Annotated in this window: 11 protein-coding genes; 4 read left to right on the top strand and 7 right to left on the bottom strand. The window is 59.2% G+C overall.

Translation table 11 applies throughout. From position 1 onward, the window contains the following. From E4K65_RS48340 to E4K65_RS45345, 6 genes are all read right to left on the bottom strand, one after another. A partial coding sequence (locus E4K65_RS48340; RefSeq protein WP_209312159.1) for a hypothetical protein occupies positions 1-235 on the bottom strand: 235 nt, incomplete at its 3' end. A gap of 375 nt (positions 236-610) precedes the next feature. Continuing rightward, positions 611-1,453, bottom strand: a complete 843-nt coding sequence (locus tag E4K65_RS45325) for an ABC transporter permease (RefSeq protein WP_135179599.1) — start codon at positions 1,451-1,453, stop codon at positions 611-613. After that, the gene (locus E4K65_RS45330) at positions 1,450-2,346 is read right to left on the bottom strand and encodes an ABC transporter permease (protein ID WP_235886042.1); all 897 of its coding nucleotides are present in this window, start codon (positions 2,344-2,346) and stop codon (positions 1,450-1,452) included. The genes E4K65_RS45325 and E4K65_RS45330 overlap by 4 nt, the downstream gene beginning before the upstream one ends. Further along, a complete protein-coding gene (locus E4K65_RS45335) occupies positions 2,346-3,524 on the bottom strand; it encodes an ABC transporter substrate-binding protein (protein WP_135179601.1) in 1,179 nt (392 codons plus the stop codon). Before E4K65_RS45335 ends, E4K65_RS45330 begins: the two co-directional genes overlap by 1 nt. A gap of 80 nt (positions 3,525-3,604) precedes the next feature. Then, a complete protein-coding gene (locus E4K65_RS45340) occupies positions 3,605-4,693 on the bottom strand; it encodes an ABC transporter ATP-binding protein (RefSeq protein ID WP_135179602.1) in 1,089 nt (362 codons plus the stop codon). A 33-nt stretch (positions 4,694-4,726) separates the two neighbouring features. Further along, positions 4,727-5,998 carry a two-component system sensor histidine kinase NtrB gene (locus E4K65_RS45345; RefSeq protein WP_135179603.1) on the bottom strand — a complete coding sequence of 424 codons (1,272 nt, stop codon included), beginning with the start codon at positions 5,996-5,998 and terminating at the stop codon, positions 4,727-4,729. A gap of 452 nt (positions 5,999-6,450) precedes the next feature. On the opposite strand from E4K65_RS45345, the gene E4K65_RS45350 reads away from it, so the two are divergent. The 4 genes from E4K65_RS45350 (at position 6,451) to E4K65_RS45370 (ending at position 11,759) form a co-directional block, all read left to right on the top strand. Then, entirely contained in the window at positions 6,451-6,828 is a 378-nt protein-coding gene (locus E4K65_RS45350) for a response regulator transcription factor (protein WP_135179604.1), read from the top strand. Between the two features lie 599 nt (positions 6,829-7,427). Continuing rightward, complete coding sequence (locus E4K65_RS45355) at positions 7,428-8,798, top strand: IS1182 family transposase (RefSeq protein WP_135179605.1); 1,371 nt, start codon at positions 7,428-7,430, stop codon at positions 8,796-8,798. 331 nt (positions 8,799-9,129) lie between these two features. Further along, on the top strand, positions 9,130-9,894 hold the full coding sequence (locus E4K65_RS45360; protein WP_135179606.1) for an outer membrane protein: 765 nt from the start codon (positions 9,130-9,132) through the stop codon (positions 9,892-9,894). 1,310 nt (positions 9,895-11,204) lie between these two features. After that, complete coding sequence (locus E4K65_RS45370; protein WP_135179607.1) at positions 11,205-11,759, top strand: hypothetical protein; 555 nt, start codon at positions 11,205-11,207, stop codon at positions 11,757-11,759. 193 nt (positions 11,760-11,952) lie between these two features. Here the strand turns inward: E4K65_RS45370 and E4K65_RS45375 are convergent. Further along, the coding region (locus E4K65_RS45375; RefSeq protein WP_135179608.1) for an AI-2E family transporter at positions 11,953-12,442 on the bottom strand (490 nt) is incomplete at its 5' end.

The raw sequence follows: 12,442 nt of genomic DNA on the forward strand, positions 1-12,442 counted from the left end.
GCTGCCAAGATACCACTTCGGCTCTCCTGGCAGCGGGAGCGACGAACCGAGAATCCACAAACGAATAAGCGTAACTCACACCGGGCAGAACAGCGATTCCGGCAAGCAAAATCGCGATCAGATACTGACGACGGTTGAACGCGAGCCAAGATGCGTAGGCGCAACCAAGGATAAGCGCATAAAGTGGAAGCTGTAAGAATAGGATCTCGATGTAGATTTTGACCGTAGCGCTCATGTCAACCTCTCGCGCTTCAGCCAAAGCTCGGACCCGATCTGGGCAAGCCATAGCTTCAGAGGTACCGTGATTGAGATTTTTGACTAGAGCAACCGAAGGTTAAGGTTCGGTTTGCACGAGAAAGCTAAGACGCTGAGGTCTGCTACAGGCGGACGATCGAAGTTAGGCCAGCAACTGTCCGTTCTCGCCTTGAAAGCGGACCATTGCTCCGCGCTCAGCCGGGGCAGCTTAGGGCCAATAGGCGACCTCGTTACTCCGTCTGTAACACGGACAATTGAACGTCCATCCCTGCCTCACCCGCAGCCGCAAAGAATCGGCGACAATCTTAGCGAGTTGGCCGTTTAATGGTCAGAATGACAACTGCCTATTGCAGCCTCAATAGCTGGTTTTGCCTGGCGCTTGTCGCGGCCTTCGGCTCTGCTGCCCCACTAGGCCGGCAAAGACCAGGGCGACGACTGCGACCGAGACGACGATGATCGTGCCTGAAAATGCGTAGATTGTCGGCGAGGCACCCGAATTCATCGCGCCGAACATATAAAGCGGAAGCGTGTTCTGGCGACCGGCCAGGTAGTAGGCGCGCGCCTGCTCGTTCAGTGAAAGCAGAAATGCAAAGACGAAGCTTGAGATGAGATTGGTGCGCATAAGCGGCAGAGTTATGTCGACGAAGGCCCGTATCGGCCCGGCGCCGAGGTCGCGGGCCGCCGCGATGGTGCTGGGCCTGACCGCCGAGAGGCCGATGAGCGAGACCACAGCGGCGAATGGCAGCGTCCACAGAAGATGTCCGATTGCTATGGTGACCCAAGATGGGGCGAGACCGACAACTCTCAGAGTCGCCGACAGACCGAGGCCCTCAATCGTACCCGGGACGAACATGGCCGAGAGAATGACGAGGAGGAATACGCCGCGCAGGCGCGTCATCGCCCGGTAGGCGAGCGCAGCAGACAGGCCGATCGGCGTCGCCAGTGCGGCTGTTGCGAGCCCGACCAGCGCGCTTTCCTTGAGAGCCCCGGCGAGGCGGCCATCGTCGAGAAGCGCAAAATACCATTTGAGGCTATAGCGGCTCGGCGGAACGAGTCCAAGCTGCGCGTCCGGGTTCAGCGATGCAAGCAGCAGGTACAGTACCGGCGCATACATGATTGCTAGGCTCAGCGCCGTGATAGTGGTGAACAAAAGCCGGCCGCCGCTGGTGCGTCCCCTGACGATTGCATCGAAGCTCATATGCCGAGGCTTTCGAACAGGCGCGACAGCCTGAGCGCGCGATTTGCGATGATGATGAGGACGGTGAGCAGAGTGATGACAACCGTAGCGATGGCGAAAGCGAGGGGGAAATTCACCACTCTCAGTACATCGTTGATCATGATGGAAATGGAAGAAGCTCCAGCCCCTCCAAGAAGCTGGATCTCCATCGACGTGCCAACGGCGACGACGAATACGAACAAAAAGCCCGCCACGATTCCTGGCAGGACGAGCGGTAAGACGATGGTTGCGAACACGGTCCAGAAGCCTGCGCCAAGGTCCTGGCTTGCACGAATCACTGAATGTTCGATCCGCGCGAATGCCAGCACAATGGGAACTATCGCGAATGGCAGATAGGCGGCGACCATCCCCAACAGAACCGCAAAATCGGAGAACAAAAGCCATTCGACTGGAGTCACCACAATTCCAAGGCTCATCAGCGCGTTGTTGATGATGCCCTGCCGACCAAGCACGAGGCGCCATGCAAAGGCGCGCACGAGGCCGCTCGTGAAGAATGGAATGGTGAACAGTGCGAGGAGGAGCGCGGCCCGGCGCGGTCCGCTCAACAGACCGATGAGCCCCGCGGCCGGAACTGCGAGCAGCGTGGAAGCCGTAGCCGTCAGTGCGGCGAGCCCCGCCGTGCGCAGAAAGACGGTTGCTCGTCCGTTCTCGAAGAGGGCCGCATATGACGCGAATGACCAGGCGGGCTTGATCCAGTAGGTATCGGGATCGAAGCTCCAGAAACTCCACGTCGCGATCAGTGCCAGCGGAATGAAGCCCACCCCCACAAAGACCGCGAGCGACGGGAGCGCGAGGAGGAAGCCCGCCGGCCAGCGGGCGTCCACGCTTTCGCGGAGCCCCGGTTCGTGAGGCACTACGCGTTCCTCAATCTCTGCCACCATGTTTCGTAGAGCTGGAAATTGTCCGGCCGGGTGTTTTGCCAATAGATCTTGCCGGCAAACTTTTGCTTCACATGGTCGGCCAGTTTCCGGACGCCCGCCGGATCGAAAGCATTCGCATGAGCCGTCGCGTAGGCGACGTTGTTGTCGGTGGGAACGACGTAGCCGCGCAGCAGGCCGAGCTTGCAGCCGTAGAATCCCGAGAAAAGGGCATTGACCAACTGATGGGCCGCCTTTGTACGCCCGCGGACCACCGCGCTCTTCAGCAGGATGGTATTGTTAGCCCATCCCTCGTAGCCTTCCCTCGGCACGGCATAATAGCAATCGACACCCCGCATCCGCGCGGCATAAACAATAGGTTCCCAGCCGGTCATCACCCAGACCTCCTGGTTGGCCAAGAGCTGGAGACCCTGTTCCCAACCGTTCCAGAACGTGCGGAACTGGCGGTCCCGCTTGTGCTTGATCAGGAATTCCATGACCAGCCCGAGCTCGTCAGCGGTCAGGTTGCCGGGCTCGGCAATCTTCGCATTCTCGGAGTTCTTCAGATAAATGGCGGTAAAGATGACGCTGTTGATCCAGGCGTCTTCCATGGCGGTCTTGCCCTTCAGCTTCGGATCAAAGATGGCGCCGTAGCTGTCGACGCTGCCAGCCTTGTCTCTTATGGCGATGATGGAATCGGCATTGATGACGGTCGGAATTCCGTAGGCCTTGCCATCGTGGGTCAGGTAGGGAATGTCCTTCGCCCACTGCCACACGCTCGCATAATTCTGGATTTGCGAAATGTCCCAGGGCGCAATCAGGCCGCGTCTCGCGAGTTCCTTTTCGCTGCCTCCCTGGAGCCCTGCGACATCATAAATGTCGTTTGCGTTGCCAGCCGCCAGCTTGGCAACGACCGGCCCCGGGTCATTGCCGTTATCGGTGAATTCGACTTTGACACCGCTGTCGTATGCAAAGGTTCTCCAGCCGTCGTCGCCGATATCGAGCGTGCCGGTTGCCCAAAAATTGATCTCATCTAACGCTCGGGCGGCGCGCGGTAGGCCCAAACTTCCGACTGCCAGCGCGCCAGCGCCAAAAACACCGTTCTGAACAAGCTGGCGGCGTGTTAACTGGGAGAATACGCCCGGTGGAAAGCCATTCCCGATGCTGTGCGCCATTGTCCAAGCTCCTCGGGAGCCTCCCGGCTTGATGCATATCATAGTTCAGGCGCCTTCGCAGGGGCGGCGCTGGGCGGATATCAGGGCTCGACCAGCGCGTCCGGTAGCAACAGCGGCTTCATGGGTTCCCACACAATCTCGATGCTGCTACCTGATGCGGGTACCGCGACACCCGGATCTGCGGAGATGAGAAACTTGAGCGCTTGACCGTCAACCAAGCGGCTCTCAACCTCGACGTCTCGGCCCTTGTAGGCGGTGGAAATGACCGTGAGCGGCCCGAGATCACTTCGTTCTTTTGGGTCTGCGATCCTGATCCGCTCGGGTCGGAGGACCAGCACATAATCGTGCGCCGGGTCACGGCTGACGGGCGGTTCACAGCGGATATCTCGTCCGGCGACGCGCGCATGCCAGTCGGCAATGCCGGAATCGACGCGCTCCGGCTTCAATATTGCGTCGAACCCAACGAACCGCGCGACGAAGGCATTGGCCGGTCGTTCGAAGACTTCGCGCGGCGTACCGATCTGTTCGATGCGGCCCGCTCGCAAAACGATAATTCGATCGCTTAGAGACAGAGCCTCATCCTGATTGTGAGTGACGGCAAGGATGGTCGCGCCGAGCCGTCGGTGCAGACGACTGATCTCGCCGCGCAGTTGCTGGCGCAATCGCTCATCGAGCCCCGTCAATGGCTCGTCGAGCAGAAGAACAGCAGGGTCGAGCACCAGCGCTCGGGCCAGCGCTACGCGTTGGCGCTGGCCTCCGGAAAGCTGGTGTATGCGGCGCCTCTCGTAGCCTTCAAGGGCAACGATAGCGAGCATCTCCGTCGTGCACTTGCGCCGCGTGGCCGGGTCGACGCCACGCACCTTGAGACCATAGGCGACGTTCTCGGCAACAGTCATGTGCGGAAACAGGCCGAGGTCCTGAAAGATCGTGTTGCATGGCCGCTTGTTGGGCGGAAGCGCCGTCATGTCCGTACCGGCGAAGAGAATACGGCCTGCGGTCGGCTGCAGGAAGCCTCCGATCATTTGCAATATCGTGCTCTTGCCAGAGCCAGAAGGCCCCAGCACCGTGACGAAGCTTCCCTCCGGCACCTCCAACGAAATGTCGGACACGACAGGCTTGTCGTAGACCTTGGTTACACGATCGAGCGCTATTGCGGCTGGCGAACTCATCCGGCCTCCTCGGCCGCCAGAAAACCGAAACAGTCAATGGCTAACGTTGCGCGCGAGTGCAGTATCCACCAAACCGACCGGCAGAACGAATTGGACGCGCGCGCCGGTCTTGCCGTCTGACGATGCCGAAAGTTGACCGCCGTGACGATGAACGATCATGCGGCAGATCGCGAGGCCCAATCCCATTCCATTCGCTTTGGTCGTGACGAATGCATCAAATATGTTGTTCAAACGTCCAGGATCAATCCCAGGTCCTGAATCCTCAACTGCGACCACGATTGTGTTGCGATCCCGAGGCTGTGTGCTCACCCGCAGCAGGCGTGTTTTGTCCGTTGTGGTGGCCATGGCGTCGATCGCATTGTGGACCAGGTTGAAGACCACCTGTCGCAACTGACCCTGATGCCCGTCGATCAGCGGCAGATCGGATGCAAGTTCGGTTTCGGTCGCGACGCCGTGATCCCTCAACTGTCCGTAAAGCGATTGTAGTACGCCACGTGCAATCTCGTTGACATCGACCGGTCCTCGGCTGTGATCGACCTTCTTAAACAGGGCACTGATGCTGTCGAAGACCTCGCTCGCGTGATGGCAGTCGGTGATGATCCGAGTCAGAATCGCCCGCAACTCGTTAAGATCGGGTGGCGTCATTTCAAGAAAGCTCATTGCCGCATCGCCGTTTGTCGCAATGGCCGTCAGGGGTTGGCGTACTTCGTGGGCGATGGACGCTGTGGCCGCCTCGACATTCAGCAGTTTGTTGTCTCGTTCGCGCTGCAGCGTCTCAACCGCCTCGCGCAGGGCGCGTTCGGTCCGTCGCAGGTCCGTTATGTCGGTCGAGATGCCGCAAATTCCCTGGACTTCGCCGGCGTCGGAAATCAGCGGCACCTTCTTGGACAGGAGCAACCGGTCACCTGCAGGTGTCTTCGACATTTCCTCGGATTCCGACAGCTTGCCCGTCATCATGGCGGCGACGTCATTGCTTCGATACTGCTGAGCGATTTCTATGGGAAACACGTCAAAGTCTGTTCTGCCGAGGCACTGCTCCCGAGTCACGTTGCACAGCATCTCCATGCCTCGGTTGAGGAAGGTGTAGCGACCATCTTTGCGTTTGGCGTAAATACTCGCGGCGCTGTTTTCGAGGACGGTGTGCAGGAGCAAATGGTTCTCTCGCAACGTCTCGTAGAGCGTTTCGATCCGCTGCCTCACGTCTGCAAAATGCTTGCGTGCTTTTGGCTCCGCGAGGTCTGCCTCAAGAGCATCAATCTCGCGCTTCAGTGCGGCGTAGTGCGTTTCAAATTCCGGTTGCGACATTGGGGTGCTCGGGCCAACCGGCTGTACGACCTCATATCGAAGCAGCCATCGGCGTCCACTTTGCGGCCGCCACGATGACGCTGATGCAGGAGGGCGCTGACGCTACTACGATTTTGGCCGGTATTCAACGTGCGGATCGACACGGAGGCTTTGCTGATGGTAGGTTCGTACCAACACTCATCCGGCTTGCGAGCCTCCTGTGTGATTGGTTGTGCAGTGGCCGAAAGTTAGGCCGCAAGGCCGTTTGCGAAGAATGAATTCTGCAACCGCGTGCCCCAAACGTGCAAAACCGATTGATCCACAACCGCTGGTCCGCGGTGCGAGGGTGTTGGGCGGGTGCGAGGCGCCGATAGCAAATCCTGATAAGCCAGTGCGTTGCTTTGCGGCAGCTCTGGCCTCGTCGAGTCCCCAGTCTTGTGCAAACACCACCAGTGTTCTAAAATCGCCCAGCAATGGCAAAAAAATCTCTCATTGCGATTGTCGATGACGATGAATCCATTCGCGTCTCGACGGCAAACCTCATTAGGGCGTTCGGATTCGCTGCCCGGGGTTTTGCGTCAGCTGAAGAGTTTCTGCAGTCGCCGGAACTTGGCGAAACGTCCTGCGTCATTTCTGATGTTCAGATGCCGGGCATCGACGGTCTCGAGTTGCAGAGCCGACTGGCGTCCACACATCGTCGAACGCCTGTCATCTTTATTACCGCTTTTCCGGATCTTCGAATCCAGGAGCGGGCGATCGCGGGTGGGGCCATCTGCTTTCTCAAGAAGCCTTTCGACGGAAAGACCCTCATTCAATGTGTCGATCGCGCCCTCAACCGGTCCAACAGTTGAGCGCCACACTCAGCAAGCTTGCGCAATTTCACATGAATTGCAGCAATAATCAGTCAGCGCTTGACCCGCAGCCGCGGCTAGTTGGGCGGAATGGTCAAACACTTAGACAACGACGAATGGGGAAAGGCCATAGCTACATCCAAGCTCGGCGTTCCAATCGCACCTCCGGAATCCAGCCCGGAATGACGGCGCGAATTGATTGGATACGGTCGAGAGCAGCGGCCCATTGATCTCCGTGATCTGCAATATCGATCTGAGCATACGCCCGCCCAGACAACGCCTCATACCGGTCGACTTGTAGCCCCAACGAGGCGTTCAAATCGGAACGTGAGAGAGCCACGTCCGGTATGCGAATTACGATGGTAAGCGGCTGCGAGTTTGGTATGATCCATTGTATTCTGGTTCTCGGCACGTCGGCAAAGGGTCAAAATGCGAAGAACTCAACCTGAGCAAATTTGGTCTGCCATGCCTCGGTGAGCGGACCTCGGTGAGGTGCGCCGCCACTTCGGTGATGGGCCGATTGTGTTGCAAAAGTAGGTTGAGACAGGCCAGCAAGCGTGATTCCGTTGTGTTGACGCGAATCGCGACGAGGTCGATCCATGATGGGCCGTCTGAAGAGTGACCAAGGTCAACTGTTCTACGAGTTTGATCTCAGCGACGCGATTCCCGAAGATCATCTGGTGCGGAAGATCGACACTGCTCTCGATCTGTCTTGGCTTCGCAGCGACCTTGCTCCTCATTATTCGTCCACGGGTCGCCCGTCGATCGATCCGGAGCTGATGATCCGGATGCTGATCGTGGGGTATGTCTTTGCGATCCGCTCGGAGCGGCTGATCTGTCGTGAAGTGCAGGCGAACCTCGCTTATCGCTGGTTCTGCAAACTCGGTATCGAGGATGCTGTGCCGGATCATTCGGCGTTCTCGCGTGCCCGCAATGAGCGTTTTCGCGAGGCGGATGTTTTTCGTCGCGTGTTTGAACGTGTCGTCGAGGCGTGCATTGCGGGCGGTCTGGTTGGTGGCGAAGGCTTTGCCGTCGATGCGAGCCTGATTGCGGCCGACGCCAACAAGCAGCGCTCGATTGCGGGGCAGGATTGGCGCAGGGATCGTGATCCGGCGAGGTCGAGCCGCGCGGTGAAGGAGTATCTGACGACCCTCGACGATACGGCGTGGGGCGCCGCCAGCGACGTTATCCCGAAGTTCGTTTCGCCCTCCGACCCTGCGGCCCAGTGGACCGGCGCTCACAAGGGACCGGCATTCTTCGCTTACTCCGACAACTATCTCATCGACGTGAAGTTCGGCGTCATCCTTGATGTCGAAGCTTCACGTGCCATTCGTCAGGCCGAGGTCGGCGCGGCAAAGACCATGATCGAGCGAACAGAGGAGCGCTTCGGCCTCAAGCCGGAAAGGCTTGTCGGGGATACCGCTTTCGGGGCAGCTCCGATGCTGAACTGGCTGGTCGAGGAGAAGGGCATCGCGCCGCATGTTTCTGTTTCCGACAAGTCGAAGCGAGATGATGGCACCTTCTCGCGCAGCGACTTTCGATACGATCCGACCGCCGACGTCTACCACTGCCCAGGCGGAAAGCAGCTCGGAACAAGTGGCACCGTGCATGAGGGCAAGACGCTTCTATACCGCGCAAGCAAGCTCGACTGCGAGGTATGTCCCCTCAAACCGCAGTGCTGCCCGAAGGAGCCATCACGCAAGATCCCGCGCGATATCCATGAGCATGCCCGAGATGTCGCCCGATCGTTCGCTGGCACCGAGGCCTTTGAGCAGTCGCGCCGCCAGCGCAAGAAGATCGAGATGCGGTTCGCGCACTTGAAGCGTATCCTGAGGCTTGGTCGGCTTCGGCTTCGTGGCCCACGAGGCGCCCAGGATGAGTTTGTTCTGGCTGCCATCGCTCAGAATCTGAGGCGCCTCGCGTCGTTGGTCGCGCGACCACCACCCGCTCATGCTCCGTGTATTGCGTAGCCTAGGAGTTGCGTTGAGAGCGTCAGGGTCGGCGGATCAAAGCCGGTCGGCCTTAGCGGATGGCCCAACGACATCCGTCGGTTACCGCCGACTTTTGCAACACAATCGGCCAATAACAGACATCGCTGGCGCAAATTCCAAGGCGCAAACTTCCTTCGTTAATTGGTCAATAGCACTTACTCAACTAGAGCGCGCATGTTGCTGAATTTTCCCGACTGTTGCGGCCTAGGCACATCGCATGCTGGTCGGCTCAGCTAGGTTCGAGCTGGGACGCCGGACATTCGAAAAAGAACCGGCATCGTTCGGGTGAAACGTGGATGGAGCGAAAATAATGAGGAAGATTTTGTTAAGTGGCGTGGCCTTGCTGGCAGTGAGCATGGCGGCGCCCGCGTCAGCGGCTGATCTGGCTGCTAAACCTTACGTCAAGGCCCCGCCCCCGGTGGTCGCGCCGATCTATGATTGGACCGGTTTCTACATCGGCGCCAACGGAGGTTGGGGGCAAAGCCACGGTTGTGTGGATTTCGTGACGCCCGCAGGGACAGTCGCAGGTGGTTGCGCCGATCGCTCCGGGGGCTTCGCGGGCGGACAGATCGGGTACCGCTGGCAAACCAATCAATTTGTGCTCGGCCTGGAAGCGCAGGGAGATTGGGCCGAAATCAAGAACACGCGCGTCAGTCTGATCGATCCATTGATTTCGACCACAGGCAAGATTGACGCCATCGGGCTCTTCACGGCGCAACTCGGTTGGGCGTGGAACGCCTCGCTGTTCTACGTGAAGGGCGGCGCCGCCGTGACGCGCAATCGATTCGATATATTCAACAACATCACCGGGGTCGGCCTGGCATCGGCAGGCCACACACGCTGGGGCGGCGCCCTTGGCGTTGGCTGGGAGTACGGCTTCACGCCCAACTGGTCGTTCGGTATCGAATACGACCATCTCTGGATGGGGCGTGATAATGCCGGCTTCGCAGGCGTGGTTACTCCCGGAGGGTTCATCCTCACCGGCAGCGGCGTGAGCCAAGATGTGGACATGGTCGCGCTTCGGTTGAACTACCGCTTCGGTGGATACGGCGCACCGGTCGCAGCCAGATACTGATCGCACCCATCTGCGCAAACCAAAGCCCCGGCTCGCCGGGGCTTTTTTGCGGACTATGAATTGCTAGCGTCTGAGGTGGGTCAAAATGCGAAGGACTCAACGTAAGCAAGTCGGGTCTGCTATGCCCCGTTGAACGGACCTCAATGAGGCGTGTCGCCGTTTCGCTGATGGGCCATTAAGCGACATCGCACCTTTATCGGCGCATTTGAACACCTCAAACTGGTAGCTCTCCAATCAATCCGCCACCAGCAAGTGACTTCGCCGGGCCAGTGGAATTACTTTTTCGCGCCGGTACCTGTGCCGGTAGTTGTAGCTGCACCGGTTGTTGTACCTGTCCCGGTAGCTGTACCTGTGCGGCGCTCCTGACGCCGCTCTGTGCGCGCTGTGCGCCTCTCCTGACGCCGCTCGTGCCGTGCTGAACGCCGCTCCTGACGCCGTTCCATGCCAGCGGTCGGAGCCGCAGCGGTCGGCGGCGCAGCAGTCGGAGTCGCAGCAGTCTGAGCCTCAGCATCGGATATTGTCAGTACCGTAGGGGCCGCCGCGAGGCCGAACGCAGCCGCCAATCCCATCAGTGAAAGGGCGTTTCGGCGAGAGATCATTTCCGACTTGATGATTGCACTCATGTAAATCTCCCTGACTAGATGCTGTCAATGCGACCAAAACGCGAGTGCCTACATTGATCCACATCAACAGACGGGGGCCGGATGGAAGAATAGCCTCACAAGTTGATCAGCGTGAAGAAGGGACATCAATCATGTCGCGCCGGATTATTCTCTCGCTTGCTGCATCCGCTATAATCGGCATCGGGTGCATGGCGACTATCTCAACTGACGCCTTCGCGTATCGCGCCGGCGTTGGTCGCGCGGGCGTCTATCGCGGTGGCGTCCACCGCGGAGCCGTTTATCGAGGAGGTGTCTATCGTGGAGCAGCCGTACGCCGTGGAGTGGCAGTAGGTGTCGGCGCTGCTGCCGTCGGAGCTTATGGAGCCTACGGAGCTTATGGCGCGCGACGCTGCGGATACTACCCCTACGGACCTTGCTACTAAAACTTGCGCGGTACCCAGTCTCCTTAAGGGGACCCGGCTGCTGCCTCGCCGGTGTTGCGCGCCGTTCGCGCTTTGCAAGGTGTAAGGGCGACAGCCACGGAAATTCGTGCCCAGCGAAAAAGCGGCCCCGGGCGATGCCGGCGCCGAGGTTTGCCGGAGATCAGTGGTAATTGGTCCCATGAGGCGCGCCGGTGTGCTCGCGGGCCGTCACCGCGCCGACAGATGCGGAAGAGAGAGCCCGGGATCCTGGACGCAGGAGGCAATCGTGACCGAGCCCGATCGCAATGGAATTACCGCACGGTTGTGGAAGCTCCCTGGGCAGTTGCTGCTGGCGCTGATCAATGCAACGGCGATCCTGGTGATCGTCGCCGCGATTCTTGCGCTCGTCGCGATTGCCCGCGTCGACCATTTTGCCGAAAACGTCGTCGCAACGATGACCGAGGCAGTACTGTCGAAAGTCGATCTGCCGGCGAAAGAAGTGTTGGCGAATCTCCGAAAACTGACGGCGGAAGTCCGCGCGCTTCGCGATGCTGTCGGGGGGTTCAAGACAGCAGAAAATCCAGCCCGTCAAATAGAGATCGCGCAACTGAAGGAGAAGCTGACTGTTTTGAATATCAGCGTCGAGCGGCTTAGAAGCACGAGATCGATCCTCACCGACGAAGCGATTGCGCAATTGGGTCGGACGGCTACCGACGCACTGACGAAGCTGAGAGACTGCTCCTCCAGCGTTGGCCAATTGGAGCCTCACCGCACCCCGACAAGTAAGACGGTCGAAGCCTGGGGGGCCGTCGGCCCTCGGGGAACCGGCCCTGAAAATTGACGCAAGGCCACTATGGGGTCAACGGCGGGAGTCGAAAGCTACGTCGCCGATTTCCGGTCTGCCCCTTGCAGCGGACATATGCAGCTTTCCGAACCTCTTCGCCTTCGGGCCAATGGGCGACATAGCCTCTTAATGATTGCGTAAAGCCTAAGCCGTCACAAGCGTTTCCGTTGCTACGGGACATCCGATGTCGCTATTCCCCTTCAAGGAAGTGTCCCAGGGCCTTTAACGGGCGCAACCTATCAGAAATGATCTTCAGGATGGCCAGCATCGGGACGGCCAGGATCGCCCCAAGCGCGCCCCACATCCAGAACCAGAACACCAGCGACAAGATGATCAACACCGGGTTCAGGGTGAAGCGCCGCGCAAGCAACATGGGCGTCACTGTTTCGCCCTCCACCAGGTGAATTCCAAGGTAAATGGCCGGTGGCAGCAAGGCCCACCATAAGCTTTCGAAGCTCAGCAATCCGACCAACACGAAGATGCAGACCCCGAATAGCGGCCCTATAATTGGAATGTAGTTGAGCAGGAAGGCTGTGGTGCCCCACAACAAGGGATCTCCCAGGCCGCAAAGATACATCGCGGCCGCCGTCGCGGCGCCCACCGCGGCATTCATGGCCGTGATCGTCACCAGATAGCCCGATATGTCCTCCTGGATCTGCTGAGAGATATCGACGGCTTGC

The organism is Bradyrhizobium niftali, from assembly GCF_004571025.1.
In the GTDB taxonomy this organism is placed as follows: domain Bacteria; phylum Pseudomonadota; class Alphaproteobacteria; order Rhizobiales; family Xanthobacteraceae; genus Bradyrhizobium; species Bradyrhizobium niftali.